The organism is Blastococcus sp. TF02-8, from assembly GCF_003319175.1.
In the GTDB taxonomy this organism is placed as follows: Bacteria; Actinomycetota; Actinomycetes; order Mycobacteriales; family Geodermatophilaceae; genus Blastococcus.
The window spans coordinates 184,130-200,931 of the sequence record NZ_QOHK01000007.1 but is presented as its reverse complement, the minus strand read 5'-3'; the positions used below and the strand labels follow the sequence as shown (position 1 = coordinate 200,931).

Genomic DNA, 16,802 nt, shown 5'->3' with positions numbered 1-16,802 from the left:
GGTGGTAGTGCGCCATCGTTCCTGGCGCGAGCTCGCCGACACTGCGGCAGTATGACCCCGATGAACGGTGGTGAACGATCGTCGAAGCGGCAGGGCGCCTTGGTCCATCAATACGCAAGTGGATTGAACACCGCGGTTACCGGGAACGCTCAGGCATTCGGCTTCTCGACCACGATCACAGCGACTTTCGGCGCCATCTCCCTCGACGAAGGCAGTCTGTCGCTCATCGAACTCTTGGCATTTGCTGTGTCCGCGATCGCCGCATTCTCACTACTCAATCTACTGGTCGCCCGGCTGGGGGATGAGGGCTCGAACGCGATCTCGTCCCGGACCTTGCTGATCGGAACGGCGACCGACTTCCTTTCTGTCGGTGCCGGCCTCGGTGTGGCCATCGGGCTGGGTCAGCTTCTCGACGGGTGGCTGCCGTGGGCATTGGGCGCGTTCGGCGCCAGCCTCGTCTACGTGCTGGTTCAAGCCGTGGAGATGACCCTGGGACGCGAGCGGGAGCAGAACTCCCGTGACGATGAGGCGCGAGCATGAGCCTCGCTGCTTCGGGAAGGCCAGTTGCCAGCCTGCGCTGACTGTTCCCCCCTCGAGCGTCGAGGTGGAGGGGGAGGAGACAACAAAATCAGACCGCGTCGGCGGCCCGGGGCAGGTGGACCGAAGGTGTCCGGCTCACGGTTTACGTGAACGGTCACGCCCCTGTTGCTCGCGGCGTGCCCAACACCGATTGATCCACCACGCAGGGACGGGGGTGGTGGCAGCCGAGCGTGTCGGGACGTCGCTCACGGACGGCGCCGGGGCTCGCCCGCGGTGGGCGAAGGCTTCTCGCCCAAGTCGCCGCCGGGCTGCTGGCTGGCGGTGGTCGACCCGTCGCGCCGTCGCTGGCCGGGAAAGCGAAGTACCAGGCCGGTGGTTGCGGCGTCGACGTGGGCTTGAGATCCACCGGTCATCGGGACGTACAACACGTTGCCCAGGTCGTCGCGGGCGGGTCGGCCGGTGCGGCGCTGCCGGACGAGGCGGTACAGACAGGAGGATTCGCTGACGGGCAATTCGACCCAGGCCGGCGGTTCGCTTGCGTCCACGGTCCACCTCTGGCCGTGCGCCGGGCCGCAATAGGCGCGTGCCTCGACATCGGCGTGGGCCTCCGGGCCGCCTTCACGTGGGCGGCAGTGTTCAGCGTACGAGGCGGATCTGTCGGCCGACGTCGTGACGACCAAGTCGCCGAGCCCTGCCAGTTGCAGCATGCGGACCAGAAGAGAGCTGGCATTGACCAGCACGATTCTCCGACCGCGGCCGAGTGCCTGGCTGCGGACACGCGCCAGGGCGTGTAGGCCTTCGACATCGCAGAAGGTCAGCTCAGAGACGTCGACGATCAGCAGGGAATGGGGCGCGATGTCCAGAGCCGAGACCGCATCGGTCAGGCGTTCGACACGGAATCGGTCCAGCTCTCCGATGAGCCTGAGCTGACCGGCACGCCAGTCGATGGACAGCTCCAGCGGACGCTGAGTTGCCTTGTCCAGTGATGACATCCAGGTCTCCCGGGGCTGCGATCGGCGAAGCCATCGCGATCCGGCGCGAAGTCGGGTGCGGCGCCGAGGCCGGTGTCTCGACCCGTTGACGATGCTCAATGTTCTTGTCCGAAACCGGTCCGTCCGTAAACACGAATGCTGCGGGCCACGGCGTGTCGGCGTGACACGCCGACGCCGTAGTCGCCGGCTACACAGCCCGAATCGATGCGGCCGGCGCGGAAGACCACTTCAAGGATCGGGCTGAGGCGGTCCTCGCCACCCCATGGACGATTCGCGCTTCGTTGTTCCGAGCCGTGCGGGGGTGGAAAGGCAGAGCAGATCGCCGTGGCCATCCCCGACAGGTGTGAGGTTCCGAGACTGGGTAGAGGTCGGAGTCGCGAATGCCGAGGCTCAGGGGGGCACGTGGTTCAGGTTGTGGTGAGATCGCGGGCCCAGCTCGAGGATGGGCTCGACCGATGGGCGTGCGCGATGTCGTCGACCGGCTGGCTCCGGGCCCCCCGCGCGACCGGGATCTATCGGACGGCAGTGAGGTTGGCGCAGCCGTGATGGCCGCCAGCAACCGGTTTCTCAGCCGTGGGGAGACGCCGACTCGCGAAGGTCCCGCTTACCCGCGTTGGCTGGACCACGGCGCCGGTATCGCCACGCGGTTCCTGATGATCCTCATCGCGGTTGCCGCGGTGTTGTGGTTGGCGTTGCAGGTGTCGACCATCGTCACCGGCGCAGTGCTCGGCTTCGCCGTGGTCTCGCTGCTGTGGCCCGCGGCGCGGTGGCTGCGTCGGCATCGTGTACCGCCGGTCCTGGCCGCCCTGCTGACCGTGGTTCTTTTCCTGGGCGCCTTCGTCATGCTGTCGTGGTTCGTGGTCGTGCAGGTGGTCGCCAGTGTTCCCGAGCTCGTCGATGCCGGCTCCTCGCTGGCGGACTCGTTCACTGACTGGCTGGCGGGCCTGCCGTCGAGCGAGGACTCGCCGGTCGTCCGAGAGGTCCTCACAGAGCTGGAGTCCTCGGTCGGCACCCTGCTCGCAGGGCTTGGGAGTGCTGTGCTTAGCGGGGTGGGCGCCGTGGGCAACGCCGCCACGGTTTTCGGCGTGGCCGTGTTCTTCGCCATCTTCGCGCTGACTGGCGGCGACGCACTGTGGCGGCAGTTCCTCCAGGTGCTCCCGCGTGAGCGGCGGGACCCGGCCACGGACTCCTTACGTGCGGTCATGGACACCCTCGGAGGGTGGTTCTACGCCTCCACGCTCACCGGCTTGATCGACGGCCTGTTCATCGGAGCCGGTCTTCTGTTTCTGGGCGTGCCGCTAGCGGTGCCGATCGGCGCCCTGACGTTCATCCTCGGGTACATCCCGATGGTCGGGGCCACGCTCGCTGGCGTTGTCGCCGTGGCCGTCTCGTTCCTGGCCGGCGGCTGGGCCACTGCGCTGTGGGCGCTGCTCATAGTGCTAGCGGTGCAGCAGATCGAGGGCAACGTCCTGGCTCCGCTGCTGCTGTCGCGGGCGGTCAACTTCCCGCCCCTGGTCACGCTGCTGCTCACCACTACCGCGGCCTCAGCCTTCGGGATGGTGGGGTTGTTCCTCGCGGTGCCGGTGGTCGGGGCGATCGTGGCCGCAGCGGCCGCGTACCGCCGGGCTCTCGATGAGCGGCTACTGGGCCCGCCGACACCCGATCAGTCACCGCGGCCGGAGGCGACGCCGCTACCCTCCGAGGAGTAGAGACATCGGCGGAACGGGCAGCCCGGTCGTCGTCGATGATGGTGCTTCCGAGGTCGTTTCCGGCGTCGGCGTGGGCGACCTGGCGAGAATCGTCGTCCTCTTGCGCGCCGACAGCGTCCCCGATCGGCGTACGTGAACCGCCTGGTGCCGGGTAGGGCGCGCACATGGAAGAGCTGCTTGCCGACGTCGTCGGCGTCCTGGTCGTCATCGTGGAGGCCTGCGGTGCCGCCGTCATCATCGTGGGAGCGGTACGGGCCTTTCTTCGTTTCATCTGGGCCGGACTGCGCGAGCGCAGTTCCTCCGCGTTCGTGCCCGTGCGACTCACGCTCGGTCGCTTCCTGGCACTGGGGCTCGAGTTCCAACTGGCTAGCGACGTGCTGCGGACGGCGGTGGCGCCGAGCTTCCGTGATCTGGCGCAGCTGGCCGCCGTGGCCGCGATCCGCACAGCGCTGAACTATTTTCTCGGCCGGGAGATCGAGGAGGAACGCCGCCAGGTCGCCGCGGAGCGCGACGTGCGCGCCCAGGGCGTGCCCGCGACCGATCCGGCCGACCGGGTGCGAGGGCGGATGGTGTGACGACGCTGCAGGAAGTGACGAGCACCGCTGCGACGCTGATCGTTGCGGCCGGGGTCGTGTCCGGCCTGGTCGTCGTGGTGGTGATTCGTCGTCCGCCGCTGGCGCTCGGCGTGCTGCTGGACATGCTGGTCGCCGCTGGTCTGCTGAGACTCGTGGGCACGCCGGGTTGGCCGGTGCTCGCGACCACCGCAGTGATCCTGCTCCTTCGGCGAGTGGTCTCGGCGGGGTTCCGAGCCGCCCGGCACAGCTGGTCCGACGATGGCGACGGCGCCGACGGCGGTGCGCCGGCACAGGGCTGGCCGCTCTCGATGGCGCGGCTGGTCCATCCGGCCTGGCGCCGGTGACCGGGCGCTCTGCCGCAAGGGGCGAAGCACGCGTGGCCCCGCGGATCCGGCGCGCAGTGTCGCTGGCGTCGCTCCGCGAGGCCTGAGGGTCAGTATCCCGGTCGGGTCCCTACGGCGACAGCCTCGCTGTGGCTTGGGCTTGCGTGGTCGGTCTGACGGGGAATAGGCAGCATGGCGTCAGACGACGTCGCCGAGTATGGCGTTGCAGGGATTCGCATTGCGGGGAGAGGGAGTGAGTGATGGTCCAGTCACTGGAGCCAGACCGCAGCCACGATGACGGTGACACCACAGACGAGCAGAGTTCCGGCGGTCCGGAGAATGCGGGGGCCACCGACCAGGTTGTGCCGGACAAGCAGATCTACCGTTGGAAGGATGACGGCGGCGCGGTGATGCCCGACAGCTGACCCTGTCGCAGCCAGGGGCGCCGAGTCGACGGTTGCGGCCCGGCCGTTAGAGGGCAAGGTTGTCCAGGGGCGGCAGCGGGCAACGGGCCGCCTGCGGGTAACAAGCGCCGGCGACGGTCAACGCGGCGCGCGGCCGCTGTGCTCGGCCGGGTCGGTGGGGTCGTGCGCGATGGCGGCCAGCCGGGACACGTCCGCCGGAGGCAACCCGCTGCTGGCGCCGACGGCGTCCATCAGGCGGTCGATCTGCCCTTGGAGCGCCGGGACGAGCTCCGGCCGGCCGCTGCTGCCGACGTGCGCCTGCAGCATGCGCAGCACCCGCAACAGGGACGCTGCGACCTGGCTCTGCGGGGGCGCTGCCTGCCGGAGCTGGTCGAAGGCGTGCGCGATGTACTCCTCGTGCGACAGGTCCCACGGCCGCAGCAGCACCTTGCCATCCGGCCCGGCCACCGTCCGGGGCGGCAGCTCGATGACGAGCACCTTGCGCAGCAGGCTGCCCAACCGCAGGGTCACCTCGACCGCCGTCGTGGGGTCGTTGATAGCCGAACTGAGGGCCCGCAACCCGATGTCCACCAGCTGCCGGATCGCGAAGTCGACGTCTTCCTGCATGGTGCGGGTGTCGGCGACCAGCACCGTCCTGGCCAACGCCTCACATACCGCATCCGCGTCGGCCGGCACCGGCCAGATGGTGACCAGCGGTTCTCCTTCGTGGATGTACGCACCGTTGCGCGTGTCGAAGCGGACCGTGCTGCGTGGAGGGACGACCGCGAGTATCTGGCCGCTCGGCGCCTGCGTCACCCAGCCGTCCCGTGGCGCCGGCACCACCAGGCCGCCGTCGGAGTCCGGCGGCGTGGTGGCGGGCCCTGGAAGCTCGTCGCACGAGGAGCGCACCAGGGCGTCGATCACGAGCTCACCCTCGGCGGCGATCGTGCGCACCACTTGGCCGACCTGCAGGCCGCGGGCCAGGTGGTCGAGGTGGGCCACGATGAGCAGGACCGTGGTCACGGTCAGCGCGATCGCCATGGTCATCGAGATGCGCGGCGCCGGGGTCGCCGGCTCGTCATCGATGTGCCGCAGGGTCAGCACGCTGAAGACGAAGGTCGCGATGAGCAACCCGATGACCACCTGACTGAGCCGGTCGCGGATGAACGAGCGCATCACGCGCGGGGAGAACTGGCTGCTGGCCAGTTGCAGGCTGACGACGGTGAGCGAGAACACGACACCGGCGGTGGTGATGGTCGCGCCGGCCACTGTGCTCAGCAACCAGGTTGCGGCGTTGCTGTTGATGTCCAGGGTCAGCGGGACGGCGTGGCCCGCGGCCAGCCCCCTATCTATCGCTGCCGCCGCCTCCGCGAGGACGGCGCCGAGGACCACGAGCAGGGCCGGCAGAAAGAAAAGGCTCTCCCGGAAACGGTAGAGAGCCGCTGCTATGCGCAGTTGCGGTAGCGGCACAGGTCGTCTGCTCACCCGCGCAGATATGCCCGACGCGCCGGCGAATAGACGCAGGTACACAGGGCAGCGCGTACGTTCTTGTGGGTAGGTGCCGGATCCCGTGCCGTGGTGTGGCGCGGCCAGCCGATCTCCAGCTGGTTGGAAGTCTTGCTGACCGAGCTGGCCAAGCGCGTTCAGCGGATCGAGCTGGTCGGCGAGCCAAAGCCGTACCTGCACGACCCGCTGCGCGGCTGCCTCGCAACCGGTGCGAGTGCCCCCACGTGGACCCGGGCGGCGGTCAGGAGGCGGCTCCGAGCCACCCGACCGCCGCCGGCAGTCGTGCGGCGCGCGTCGTGGGAGTGTTCGTGCTCACACCGGCGCATGGCTTGTCACGTGGTCGGCCACGGTTTCAAAACGGCGCCGGAGCAGACCAGGTCGGCGGCCGCGCGGATGCGCGGGTACATCACGACGTCGCGGGTGATGTGGCCGATACCGCGGCCATCGCTGGTCGGTGTGGAATGAAACCGGCATGAGGGCTCCGTTTCCGGCTCGCGTCCACCTCAGTCTTCACCCTGTTCGGATTCGCGGAGGGCCCGGTCGAGGGTCAGCCGCAGAGGGGAGGAGACGACCGCATCGACGGTCGCGTCGCCGGCCCCGGCGAAGGTGAAGGTGATCGGAAGGTATTTCGCAGTGCGCAGGGTCGCGTTAATTCCGGTGAGTATCAGGACGCGATCGCCGGAATCACCGGAGAATATCGTTTCCCCGGGCCGGATCGCGATCGATAGGGCTCCGTCGCTCGGGGCTCCGTCGACGACAACATCGGAGAAGTCCGGACCGGTCACGCCAATCAGCTTCTCCTCTGCTCGACCCGTGTTCACGACGGCGAACTCCAGTCGAGCGGCGCTGCTGACCTCGTACACACCTTCCGGCGGCGGGGCGAGCTTGATGTCGCGCATCTCGATATCGCCCACCGAGGCCTGGACGTCGGGGGCACGAGTGTATGTGCGCTCCCCGCACCCAGCGGTGCCGCCCGCCATCAGCAGCAGCCCGATCAGTGCGAATGCACCCACTTGCTCGCGCAGGCGTTCCATGTCGATGTACTCCCTGAATCGAGGCCGGCCCATTTCCGGGACTACCCCGTGCGTTCTGAGATAGCCCACGCTCACCCGACCCGTTCCGATCAGCGGCTATCTCCGCTGGTCATGTGAGGTTTGCTCTGGCATGGTGGGCAGCATCCCGGGTGTGACCGAGCGCACAGGCCGGCAGGCGGGGCGGCGATCCCACGACAGCACCGAGTGTGCTGGCGCAGCTCCGCCGAGTTTTGGTCTCACGAGGGGAGTCGCCGATGCTGCTGTCGCTGCATGAGCGGGAGCGCTTGATGATTTACACGGCGGCCAAGCTTGCCGCGGAGCGCAAGGACCGTGGCTTGAAGCTCAACCTCCCTGAAGCCACCGCGTTGATCACGTCGTTCCTCCTCGAGGGGGCGCGCGACGGGCGGATGGTCGAGGACCTCATGAGCGCCGGCCGTGACGTGCTGCACCGCGACGACGTCATGGAGGGCGTGCCGGAGATGCTCGCCCAGGTGCAGGTGGAGGCGACGTTCCCCGACGGGACGAAGCTCGTCACGGTCACGGCACCGATCTCATGACAGCCCGCGGCGAACACCCCAGCGACGACCCCGGCGGCAAGGACAGCCGCCGTCGAGGCGGGACGCGCCATCCGCACAGCGGACCGAACAGTCCCAGCCAACCTCGCCGCCCGGGCACGGGTGAACGTCAGGCCGAGCGGCGGCACTACACCGGCGACGACCCGCACGCCGACGAGCCGCTGATCCCCGGCCAAGTGCTGTACGGCGACGACCCGGTGGTGATCAACGCCGGCAAGGACGTCGTCACCTTGCGCGTGGAGAACACCGCCGACCGGCCGATCCAGGTCGGCTCCCACTACCACTTCGCCGAGGTCAACCCCGGCCTGTCCTTCGACCGCAAGGCCGCGTGGGGACGTCGGCTCAACGTGCTCTCCGGAGGCTCCATGCGCTTCGAGCCCGGTGCCGCCGAACAGGTCGAACTCATCCCGATCGCAGGGCAGCGCATCGTCGCCGGGCTGCGTGGCGAATGCGGAGGTCCGCTCGATGGCTGAGATCAATCGGCAGGAATACGACGCCTCCTTCGGCCCGACCACCGGCGACCGCATCCGGCTGGCCGACACCAACCTGTTCATCGAGGTCGAGGAGGACCGCTGCGTCGGCGGCGACGAGGCCGTGTTCGGCGGCGGCAAATCGATCCGCGAGTCCATGGGCCAGTCCCGCGCCACCCGCGCCGAGGGCAGCCCCGACCTGGTCATCACCGGCGCCGTCGTGCTGGACCACTGGGGCGTCATCAAGGCCGACGTCGGCATCCGCGACGGCCGGATCACCGCCCTGGGCAAGGCCGGCAACCCCGAGACGATGGACGGCGTCCACCCGGACCTCGTCATCGGCCCATCCACGGAGATCGCGTCGGGCAACGGCCTCATCCTCACCGCCGGCGCGATTGACACCCACGTGCACTTCGTCGACCCCGCCTCCTTCGAGGTGGCGCTGGCCGCCGGCACGACCACGGTGGTCGGCGGCGGTACCGGACCCACTGAGGGCTCCAAGGCAACCCTCGCGACGCCGGGGGCGTGGTGGCTGCAGCGGATGCTGGACGCGGTCGACCCGTGGCCGGTCAACGTGCTGTTCCTCGCCCGCGGCAACACCGTGTCGCATGAGGCGCTGTGGGAGCAGCTGCGGGGCGGGGCGGGCGGCTTCAAGGTGCACGAGGACTGGGGCGCCACCCCGGCCGCCATCGACGCGGCGCTCAGCGTCGCCGACGAGTCCGGCGTCCAGGTCGCCATCCACAGCGACACCCTCAACGAGGCCGGCTTCGTCGAGGACATGCTGGCCGCCGTGAAGGGCCGGACTTTCCACAGCTACCACACCGAGGGGGCCGGCGGCGGGCACGCGCCCGACATCATCCGCATCGCCGGCGAGCCCTACGTGCTCCCGGCCTCGACCAACCCGACCCGGCCGTTCACGCACAACACCATCCCCGAGCACCTCGACATGGTCATGGTCGCCCACCACCTCAACCCGCAGGTGTCCAACGACCTCGCGTTCGCCGAGAGCCGCGTCCGCGCGGGCACGATCGCCGCCGAGGACGTGCTGCAGGACCTCGGCGCGCTGTCGATCATGTCGTCGGACGCGCAGGCGATGGGCCGGATCGGGGAAGTCGTGATCCGCACGTGGCAGACCGCGCACCGGATGAAGCAGTTGCGCGGCCCGCTGCCCGGTGACGGGCGAGCCGACAACAACCGCGCCCGCCGCTACGTCGCGAAGTACACAATCTGCCCCGCCGTCGCCCACGGCCTCGAGCACGAGATCGGGTCGGTCGAGCCGGGGAAGATGGCCGATCTGGTGCTGTGGCAGCCGGCGCTGTTCGGCGTCCGCCCCACGGCGGTGTTCAAGGGCGGCATGGCCGCGGTCGCCGCGCTCGGCGACCCGAACGCCTCCATCCCCACGCCGCAGCCGGTGCTCCCGCGGCTCGGGTACAACGCCCACAGCCCCGCCAGCGCCGACACCGCCGTCGCCTTCGTCTCCCAAGCTGCGGTCGACGACGGCCTGGCCGAGCGGCTCACCACCCGCCGGCCACTGGTCGCGGTCGGCAACGTCCGCGGCCGCACCAAGGCCGACCTGCCGGAGAACACCGCCCTGCCCCGCATCGAGGTCGACCCGGACACCTACAGCGTCCGCGTCGACGGCGAGCTCATCGAGCACGAACCGGCCACCGAACTGCCGATGACCCAGCGCTACTTCCTGTTCTAGTCCGACCTGGGGGAGTCCGGGATGCTGTTGACACTGAAGGAACGCGATCGGCTGATGATCTTCACGGCCGCCCTGGTGGCCGAGCGCCGCAGGGAGCGCGGGCTGAAGCTCAACCTGCCGGAGGCCACCGCGATCATCACGGCGTTCCTCCTGGAGGGTGCGCGCGACGGCCGCACGAAGGCCGACCTGCAGAACGACGCCCGGAACGTGCTGAGCCGGGACGATGTGCTCGACGGCGTCCCGGAGATGCTGGCTCAGGTGCACGTGGAGGCCACGTTCCCTGACGGCACCAAGCTGATCACCGTGCCAGAGCCGATCCAATGAACATCGGCCGCACGATCAAGGACACGTTGACCAACCAGCTGGACAAGCCGGGGCCGTTCGGGCTGGCGAGCACCGCCGTCTCCTGGGCGCAGAGGGCCGCCCAGCGCACGCCGGTGCTGAACAGGCTCGCCGGGCGGCTGGAACCGCCACCGCTGACCCGGCAGCGACCGGGCACCGGTAGACACGTGGTCCTGGGCTCGGGCAAGGGCGGCGCGATCGCCATCACCCATCCCGGCGCGGACTCCTCGGCGAAGGCGGGGACTCCCGGCCAGATCCTGTATGGCGAGGGACCGGTGCACATCAACATCGGTCGGGAGGCGATCACCCTGACGGTGGTGAACACCGGCGACCGGCCGATCACGGTGGGCTCGCACTACCACTTCGCCGAGACGAACGCGGCGCTGGAGTTCGACCGGAAGGCCGCCTGGGGACGACGGCAAAACATCATGGCCGGCAGCATGACCCGGTTCGATCCCGGCGCCTCGCAGACGGTCGAACTCGTTCCCTACGCCGGACGGCGCGTGATGCCCGGTTTCCGCGGCGAGAGCTCCGCTGGCGAAAGAGAGGGCGGGTCCCATGCCTGAGATCGACCGGCAGATGTACGTGTCGATGCTCGGGCCCACGACCGGCGACCGGCTGCGCCTGGCCGACACGAGCCTGTTCATCGAGATCGAGACCGACCACTGCGTCGGCGGCGACGAGAACGTCTTCGGCGGCGGCAAGTCCGGGCGCGAGTCGCAGGGGCAGTCGCACACCCCGCGCACGGAGGGCACGCCCGATCTCGTGGTGACCAACGTGGTGGTGCTCGACCACTGGGGCATCGTCAAGGCCGACGTCGGCATCCGCGACGGGCGGTTCGTCGGCATCGGCAAGTCCGGCAATCCCGACATCATGGACGGCGTCGATCCCGCCCTGGTCGTCGGACCGTCGACCGAGGTGATGAACGGCACCGGCCTGATCATGACGGCGGGGGCGATCGACACCCACGTGCACATGGTGTCGCCGGACATGTGCACGGTGGCGCTGGAGGCGGGGACCACGACGCTCGTCGGCGGCGGCACCGGCCCGACCAGCGGCTCGCAGGCCACCCTGGCCACACCGGGCGCCTGGTGGCTGGAGCGGATGTTCGAGGCGTTCGACCCCTGGCCGGTGAACGTGGCCTTTCTCGGCCGGGGGACGACGGTGTCGCAGGAGGCTCTTCGGGAGCAACTGCGGGCCGGCGCCGCGGGGTTCAAGTGTCACGAGGACTGGGGGGCCACGCCGGCGGTCGTCGACGCCGCACTGACCGTCGCCGACGAGTCCGGTGTGCAGGTCGCGATCCACAGCGACACCCTCAACGAGGCCGGATTCGTCGAAGACCTGCTGGGCACCGTGCGCGGCCGGACGTTTCACAGTTTCCACACCGAGGGTGCCGGCGGTGGGCATGCGCCCGACATCATCCGGATCGCTGCCGAGCCGAACGTGCTGCCGTCGTCCACCACGCCGACCCGGCCGTTCACCGTCAACACCGTCGACGAACAGCTGGACATGATCCTCGTCGCCCACCACCTGAATCCCAAGGTGCCCGTGGAGCTGCAGTTCGCCGAGAGCCGGGTGCGGGCGAGCACGATCGCGGCGGAGGACGTGCTGCAGGACATCGGGGCCATCTCCGGGATGCAGTCCGACGCCCAGGCCATGGGCCGGCTGGGGGAGACCATCCAGCGCACCTGGCAGACCGCCCATGTGATGAAAGAACTACGCGGGGCGCTGCCGGGCGACGGGCGCGCCGACAACAACCGGGCCCGCCGCTACGTTGCCAAGTACACGATCGTCCCCGCGGTCATCCACGGGCTGGAGCGGGAGATCGGCTCGATCGAGGTGGGCAAGCTCGCCGACTTCGTCCTGTGGGAGCCGGCCCTGTTCGGCGTCAAACCGACGTCGGTGTTCAAGGGCGGTATGTCCGCGATGGCGCTCCTGGGCGATCCCAACGCGTCGGTGCCCACCCCGCAGCCGGTGTTGCCCCGGCCCGGGTACAACGTGCACACCCGCGCGGCGCAGGCGACGAGCCTGGCCTTCGTCGCCCCCACGGCGCTGGAGGACGGCCTCGCCGACCGGCTGGCCGTGCACCGGCGGCTGGTGCCCATCGAGAACGTGCGCGGTCGTACCAAGGACGATCTGCCGCTCAACTCGGCCCGGCCCAGCATCGAGGTGAACCCCGACACCTTCGCGGTGCGGATCGACGGGGAGACGGTCACGCACGAGCCGGTGGACGCGCTCCCCATGACCCAGCGCTACTTCCTCTTCTGATGACGGGGGAGACCACGGCTGCGCTGCTGCTGCTCGCGGACGGGCGGCTGCCGGCGGGCGGTCACGCCCACTCCGGTGGCCTGGAGCCCAGCGTGGCCGCCGACCGCGTTCGCGACGTCGCATCGCTCGAGACATTCCTGCGGGGCCGCGCCGTGACCAGCGGGCTGCTGGCCGCCGCGTTCGCCGCGAGCGCCTGCGCTGCCGTACTCGCCGGCGACAACGGCCGGCTAGGCGTGCTGGAGGAGGAGCTCGACGCCCGCCAGCCGTCCCCGGTGCTCCGACAGACCTCGCGCAAGCTCGGCCGGCAACTGGTGCGTGCCATGCGGGTGATCCGGCCTCATGACTGCTGGGCCGGGCTCGGTCGCAGCCCCCACCACCCCATCGTTCTCGGCGCCGCAGCAGCCGTCTCCGGCCTGAGACCGTACGCGGCGGCGCTGGCCGCCGTCCACGACGCGGTAGCCGGCCCGGCGACCGCCGCCGTCCGGCTCCTCGGACTCGACCCGTTCGCCACCCACGCCGCCCTCGCCCGGCTCGGCCCGCTGCTCGACGCCATCGCCGCCGACGCCGAGCGGTACGCCGACGCCGACCCCGCCCACCTGCCCGCCGGCAGCGCCCCGCTGCTGGACCTCGCCGCCGAACACCACGCCACCTGGGAGGTGCGTCTCTTTGCCTCATGACCACGACCACACTCACGACCACCCGCATCCGCACGTCGACACCGCCGGTGTGCTGCCCCGCGAACCGGGTCGAGCGCTGCGCATCGGGATCGGCGGCCCAGTCGGCTCCGGCAAGACCGCGCTCGTCGCCGCCCTCTGCCGCTCACTAGGGACCGAGGTGAACCTGGCTGTGGTGACCAATGACATCTACACCACAGAGGACGCCGATTTCTTGCTCCGCAACGGCGTCCTGCCGAACGAGCGGGTGCGGGCGGTGGAGACCGGCGCCTGTCCGCACACCGCGATCCGCGACGACATCTCTGCCAACCTCGAGGCTCTGGAGGATCTCGAAGAGAGCATCCCCGGGGTGGAACTGCTGCTGGTCGAGAGCGGCGGGGACAACCTCACCGCCACGTTCAGCCGCGGCCTGGTGCACAAGCAGATCTACGTCGTCGACGTCGCCGGCGGGGACAAGGTCCCCCGCAAGGGCGGGCCCGGTGTCACCCGCGCCGACCTGCTGGTGATCAACAAGACCGACCTGGCCGACCGGGTCAACGCCGACCTGTCCGTCATGGACCGCGACTCGCGCGCCCAGCGCGGCGACCTGCCGACGGTCTTCCTGTCCCTCACCGAGGACCCGACGGCGGCCCCGGTCGCCGCCTGGGTGCGCGGCTGCCTCGCCGAGGGAACGGCGGAACCCTCGGGCGTGGCGTCGGGGAACGCCGCCACCGGCTGATGCGCGCCGCTGCCGCGCTCGGCGTGGAGGCCGTCGCGCTCCGCGGCGGCGCGGTTCGTAGCCGGGTCGCGACGCTGCGGTCCCAGGCACCGCTGATGCTGCGGCTCACTCACCCGAAGGGCCCCGAGCCATGGACCAGGCTCGGCGACGGAGCCGCCCGCGTCTGCCTGGCCGCGGGCGCCGCGGGCCCCATCGGCGGTGACGCGTACGCACTGGACATCCAGGTGGGGGATGGCAGCACTCTGGTCCTGCGGGAGATCTCCGCGTCGCTGCTGCTGCCCGGCCCGCTCGGCGGCCAGTCAACGCTGCACACCACTGCGCGGGTTGGGGCCGGGGCGACGCTGGTCTGGCTGCCCGAGCCGATGATCGCCGCGCGCGGCTGCCACCACCTCACCGACGTGCAGGTCGACCTCGCCGCAGGTGCCAGGCTGGTGCTGCGCGAAGAGCTGCTCCTCGGGCGGCACGGGGAGCAGCCCGGCGATGTGGTCGCGCGCCTGCGGATCCGCCTAGATGGCCGGCCCCTGTTGCACCAGGACCTGGCGCTCGGGCCCGCGGCGGTGGGCTGGAACAGCGCGGCGGTGACGGGGGGACGGCGAGCGCTCGGTTCGCTCGTCGTCGTCGACCCCGCTTGGGCCGACGATCCGCCGCCGCCGACATTGGTGGGGGACACCGCGGCCGTGCTCCCTCTGCCTGGTCCGGCAGCACTGGTGTCGGCGCTAGCGGACGACGCACTGCAGCTGCGCGCCTGCATGGACGCGGGACTGGCGCTGCTCACCGCGTCCAGCGAGGACCGACGGCCCGGGGTCGCCTCGTGAGACGCGAACGAGCGAGGGGGCAGCTGACGGACGGACGAAGTGGGTCGCCGAACTACCGGAGGCCGCCCTCGTCGGTGGACCCAGAGGAGATGAAAGGGCCGGCTGGTGGGCGACTGGCGAAGTCGTGCGCCGCAACCTCCACTGGGCCCGCACCCATGCCGTGCCGTCGGTAACGGTCAGTCCTTCCTTCTGCTCCCATCACCGCTGCACGCACCGCGTCGAACTGTCCCCTCGTAGCGTTCACATCGGCGGTGGATCGGATTTCCGGCAGCCGGGTGGCGGCCAGGAGGCAGACGTCGTCGTCACGCTCGTCTGAGACCGCAGACCCGGCGATCGCGGCACGCAGCAGTTCCGCGGCCCCACCTGTGCCCTGGGACGAAGCGAGGATCGCGCGGCGGAGGCGGGCCAGCCCCGTGTCGAGATCCTCTCCGCGGGTCTCGATGAGTCCATCGGTGTACAACAGCACCGCGGCTCCGCCATGCAGCCTTGCGGACGCGCTGGCGTAGAAGGAATCAGCCGTTGCGCCGAGAATCATGCCCTGAGCCTGGTCCAGCACTGCTGGTGCGGCACCGGGGGCGCACATCAGCGGGTAGGGATGGCCTGCGCTGGCGTACTCAATGTCTCCGCCGGCCCGCTCCAGGTACAGGATGGCGGCGCTAGCCAGGGCCGGGAAAGGCGCAGCGTTGAGCAGCCGATTGAGCTGGGTGAGGACCTGCCCCGGCCCGTGACCGGCGGTCACGTAGGCGCGCATGGCTCCACTGAGCCGTGCCATGAGGCCGACCGCAGCAGGTCCGTGCCCGACAACATCGCCGATCGCCAAGACCAGTCGGCCGTCGGGCGCGTGAAGGACGTCGAACCAGTCCCCGCCCAACTGGATGTCGATCGAGGCCCCGAGGTACTGGGCGGCCAGGTCGAAACCAGGAGTGTCGGGCAGTGTCGGGAGCAGGCTGGTCTGCAGTTCGTGCAGCACCTGCCGCTGCCTCGTCAGGGTGGCCTGCAGCTCCGCCTGGAGCTGCAGCACCTCGGTGACGTCGCGCGCCACAGCGGCGACGCCAATCGTTGGCCCGCCGGGTGCCCGGACTGGGAAGAAGCTCTCCAGCCATGTCCGCGTCGTGTCCGGGTCGGCCGGGGTCGTCCCGACAATCTGTACGTCACGCAGGGGTTCGCCAGTCTCAAGCACTCGACGTAGCAGCGGTTCCGCGCCGTCCCGCAGGTCCGGCAGCAGTTCGAACACCAGCGCACCCTCGTGCTGGTCGACGGTGAAGCCGTTCATAGCGGCCAGCTCGTTGTTGATTCTGACGAAACGCAGTTCCGGATCGATCAACGCGAAACCTATCGGGGCGTCCTCAAGGAGCGAGGAGACGATGGCGGCCTCCGACTGGACCAGCCGGCGCAACCGCTCCTCCCGACTGAGATCGACGACGATGGCAACCCATTCGTAGGGATCCCAGGACACTGCAGCCACAACCGCCAGCACCGGGATGCGGCTACCGTCCGGGCGCAGGAAGTCCTTCTGCACGACCGCCGACCCGGAACGACGGACGTCCCCGATGGCCGCGGCATCCCGCTCGGCATGGTCAGCCGGCGTGATCGTCGGCCAAGCGATGCCTTCCGCCAACCCGGCACGCCCGCGACCGAGGATGCGTAGCAGCTCGTCGTTAGCCTGTTCGATGACATCTCCGCAGCCTGAAGCCATGCCGACTGCATCTCCGGCGAAGAGCGCACGCAGCCGCGCCGCCTGCCGATGCGCCTCCGGCGTCGGAACGGCCTCGTCTGTCACGACGGCGAGTCTGCCAGTACCGGCTGCACATTCACTGCCACCGTCCCACTCGGGGGCGGCCTTCCCCGGAACCAGCTACCCTTCGAGTCTCCGATGGGGAGAAGAGTCCTTTGCCCTGAACAAGGCACTCCCACGCCGTCTACGGCCCTCGGGCCGGGGCGAGAATTCCCGATGACCACCACCGGCGAATTGTTCTACGCGTCCACGCTCACCGACTCTGTCGACGGCATCGCTATCGCTGGCGGGCAGCTCAGCTTTCGTCGTTGGTGACGACCACAGCGGGGCTCGCATTGGGTGTCGTGGGATTGTTCCTCGCCGTCCCCGTGGTCGGCACCGATGTGACGCGACCATCACCTACTGCCCGGACGCCCG

Annotated in this window: 18 protein-coding genes; 14 read left to right on the top strand and 4 right to left on the bottom strand. The window is 69.8% G+C overall.

From position 1 onward, the window contains the following. The first annotated feature begins 51 nt into the window (after window positions 1–51). Window positions 52–540 carry a hypothetical protein gene (locus DQ237_RS15215; protein WP_113800975.1) on the top strand — a complete coding sequence of 163 codons (489 nt, stop codon included), beginning with the start codon at window positions 52–54 and terminating at the stop codon, window positions 538–540. A gap of 245 nt (window positions 541–785) precedes the next feature. Here the strand turns inward: DQ237_RS15215 and DQ237_RS15210 are convergent, their stop codons facing one another. Continuing rightward, window positions 786–1,532, bottom strand: a complete 747-nt coding sequence (locus DQ237_RS15210) for an STAS domain-containing protein (protein WP_113800974.1) — start codon at window positions 1,530–1,532, stop codon at window positions 786–788. Window positions 1,533–2,077: 545 nt separating this feature from the next. On the opposite strand from DQ237_RS15210, the gene DQ237_RS15205 reads away from it, so the two are divergent. The 4 genes from DQ237_RS15205 (at window position 2,078) to DQ237_RS19810 (ending at window position 4,564) form a co-directional block, all read left to right on the top strand. Next, a complete protein-coding gene (locus tag DQ237_RS15205; RefSeq protein WP_166509636.1) occupies window positions 2,078–3,241 on the top strand; it encodes an AI-2E family transporter in 1,164 nt (387 codons plus the stop codon). Window positions 3,242–3,405: 164 nt separating this feature from the next. Further along, complete coding sequence (locus DQ237_RS15200) at window positions 3,406–3,816, top strand: DUF1622 domain-containing protein (protein WP_113800972.1); 411 nt, start codon at window positions 3,406–3,408, stop codon at window positions 3,814–3,816. Further along, complete coding sequence (locus DQ237_RS19965; protein WP_205730238.1) at window positions 3,813–4,160, top strand: hypothetical protein; 348 nt, start codon at window positions 3,813–3,815, stop codon at window positions 4,158–4,160. Before DQ237_RS15200 ends, DQ237_RS19965 begins: the two co-directional genes overlap by 4 nt. 239 nt (window positions 4,161–4,399) lie before the next feature. Beyond that, window positions 4,400–4,564, top strand: coding sequence for a hypothetical protein (locus tag DQ237_RS19810; RefSeq protein WP_166509635.1), 165 nt, complete (start codon window positions 4,400–4,402; stop codon window positions 4,562–4,564). A 117-nt stretch (window positions 4,565–4,681) separates the two neighbouring features. Here DQ237_RS19810 and DQ237_RS15190 read toward each other — a convergent pair whose 3' ends face one another. Together DQ237_RS15190 and DQ237_RS15180 are read right to left on the bottom strand one after the other, a co-directional pair. Continuing rightward, window positions 4,682–6,013 (bottom strand): DUF2254 domain-containing protein, encoded by a 1,332-nt coding sequence (locus tag DQ237_RS15190; RefSeq protein ID WP_205730237.1) that lies wholly within the window; start codon window positions 6,011–6,013, stop codon window positions 4,682–4,684. A 539-nt stretch (window positions 6,014–6,552) separates the two neighbouring features. After that, entirely contained in the window at window positions 6,553–7,083 is a 531-nt protein-coding gene (locus DQ237_RS15180) for a hypothetical protein (protein WP_147251831.1), read from the bottom strand. 254 nt (window positions 7,084–7,337) lie between these two features. On the opposite strand from DQ237_RS15180, the gene DQ237_RS15175 reads away from it, so the two are divergent. The 9 genes from DQ237_RS15175 to DQ237_RS15135 all read left to right on the top strand — a co-directional run bounded on the left by DQ237_RS15175 (window position 7,338) and on the right by DQ237_RS15135 (window position 14,650). Beyond that, on the top strand, window positions 7,338–7,640 hold the full coding sequence (locus DQ237_RS15175) for an urease subunit gamma (protein ID WP_113800969.1): 303 nt from the start codon (window positions 7,338–7,340) through the stop codon (window positions 7,638–7,640). Then, the gene (locus DQ237_RS20285; protein WP_113800968.1) at window positions 7,637–8,131 is read left to right on the top strand and encodes an urease subunit beta; all 495 of its coding nucleotides are present in this window, start codon (window positions 7,637–7,639) and stop codon (window positions 8,129–8,131) included. The genes DQ237_RS15175 and DQ237_RS20285 overlap by 4 nt, the downstream gene beginning before the upstream one ends. Further along, a complete protein-coding gene (locus tag DQ237_RS15165; RefSeq protein WP_113800967.1) occupies window positions 8,124–9,833 on the top strand; it encodes an urease subunit alpha in 1,710 nt (569 codons plus the stop codon). The genes DQ237_RS20285 and DQ237_RS15165 overlap by 8 nt, the downstream gene beginning before the upstream one ends. Window positions 9,834–9,854: 21 nt before the next feature. Beyond that, the gene (locus tag DQ237_RS15160) at window positions 9,855–10,157 is read left to right on the top strand and encodes an urease subunit gamma (RefSeq protein WP_113800966.1); all 303 of its coding nucleotides are present in this window, start codon (window positions 9,855–9,857) and stop codon (window positions 10,155–10,157) included. A 221-nt stretch (window positions 10,158–10,378) separates the two neighbouring features. Further along, window positions 10,379–10,741, top strand: a complete 363-nt coding sequence (locus DQ237_RS20635; protein WP_369832224.1) for an urease subunit beta — start codon at window positions 10,379–10,381, stop codon at window positions 10,739–10,741. Then, window positions 10,734–12,443 carry an urease subunit alpha gene (locus DQ237_RS15150; RefSeq protein ID WP_113800964.1) on the top strand — a complete coding sequence of 570 codons (1,710 nt, stop codon included), beginning with the start codon at window positions 10,734–10,736 and terminating at the stop codon, window positions 12,441–12,443. The genes DQ237_RS20635 and DQ237_RS15150 overlap by 8 nt, the downstream gene beginning before the upstream one ends. Next, window positions 12,443–13,120, top strand: coding sequence for an urease accessory protein UreF (locus tag DQ237_RS15145; RefSeq protein WP_113800963.1), 678 nt, complete (start codon window positions 12,443–12,445; stop codon window positions 13,118–13,120). Before DQ237_RS15150 ends, DQ237_RS15145 begins: the two co-directional genes overlap by 1 nt. Window positions 13,121–13,169: 49 nt before the next feature. After that, on the top strand, window positions 13,170–13,835 hold the full coding sequence (ureG, locus tag DQ237_RS15140; protein ID WP_205730240.1) for an urease accessory protein UreG: 666 nt from the start codon (window positions 13,170–13,172) through the stop codon (window positions 13,833–13,835). Next, a complete protein-coding gene (locus DQ237_RS15135) occupies window positions 13,835–14,650 on the top strand; it encodes an urease accessory protein UreD (protein WP_113800961.1) in 816 nt (271 codons plus the stop codon). Before ureG ends, DQ237_RS15135 begins: the two co-directional genes overlap by 1 nt. A gap of 52 nt (window positions 14,651–14,702) precedes the next feature. Here DQ237_RS15135 and DQ237_RS15130 read toward each other — a convergent pair whose 3' ends face one another. Beyond that, complete coding sequence (locus tag DQ237_RS15130; RefSeq protein ID WP_113800960.1) at window positions 14,703–16,430, bottom strand: PP2C family protein-serine/threonine phosphatase; 1,728 nt, start codon at window positions 16,428–16,430, stop codon at window positions 14,703–14,705. Window positions 16,431–16,802 lie beyond the last annotated feature (372 nt).

Excerpts from the sequence above, each read along its gene's own strand:
- DQ237_RS20285 (WP_113800968.1), top strand. The coding sequence starts at position 7,637 with ATGACAGCCCGCGGCGAACACCCCAGCGACGACCCCGGCGGCAAGGAC.
- DQ237_RS19810 (WP_166509635.1), top strand. The coding sequence starts at position 4,400 with ATGGTCCAGTCACTGGAGCCAGACCGCAGCCACGATGACGGTGACACC.
- DQ237_RS15200 (WP_113800972.1), top strand. The coding sequence starts at position 3,406 with ATGGAAGAGCTGCTTGCCGACGTCGTCGGCGTCCTGGTCGTCATCGTG.
- DQ237_RS15165 (WP_113800967.1), top strand. The coding sequence starts at position 8,124 with ATGGCTGAGATCAATCGGCAGGAATACGACGCCTCCTTCGGCCCGACC.
- DQ237_RS15205 (WP_166509636.1), top strand. The coding sequence starts at position 2,078 with ATGGCCGCCAGCAACCGGTTTCTCAGCCGTGGGGAGACGCCGACTCGC.
- DQ237_RS15175 (WP_113800969.1), top strand. The coding sequence starts at position 7,338 with ATGCTGCTGTCGCTGCATGAGCGGGAGCGCTTGATGATTTACACGGCG.
- DQ237_RS15215 (WP_113800975.1), top strand. The coding sequence starts at position 52 with ATGACCCCGATGAACGGTGGTGAACGATCGTCGAAGCGGCAGGGCGCC.
- DQ237_RS15210 (WP_113800974.1), bottom strand. The coding sequence starts at position 1,532 with ATGTCATCACTGGACAAGGCAACTCAGCGTCCGCTGGAGCTGTCCATC.
- DQ237_RS15145 (WP_113800963.1), top strand. The coding sequence starts at position 12,443 with ATGACGGGGGAGACCACGGCTGCGCTGCTGCTGCTCGCGGACGGGCGG.
- DQ237_RS15160 (WP_113800966.1), top strand. The coding sequence starts at position 9,855 with ATGCTGTTGACACTGAAGGAACGCGATCGGCTGATGATCTTCACGGCC.
- DQ237_RS15135 (WP_113800961.1), top strand. The coding sequence starts at position 13,835 with ATGCGCGCCGCTGCCGCGCTCGGCGTGGAGGCCGTCGCGCTCCGCGGC.
- DQ237_RS15180 (WP_147251831.1), bottom strand. The coding sequence starts at position 7,083 with ATGGAACGCCTGCGCGAGCAAGTGGGTGCATTCGCACTGATCGGGCTG.
- DQ237_RS15150 (WP_113800964.1), top strand. The coding sequence starts at position 10,734 with ATGCCTGAGATCGACCGGCAGATGTACGTGTCGATGCTCGGGCCCACG.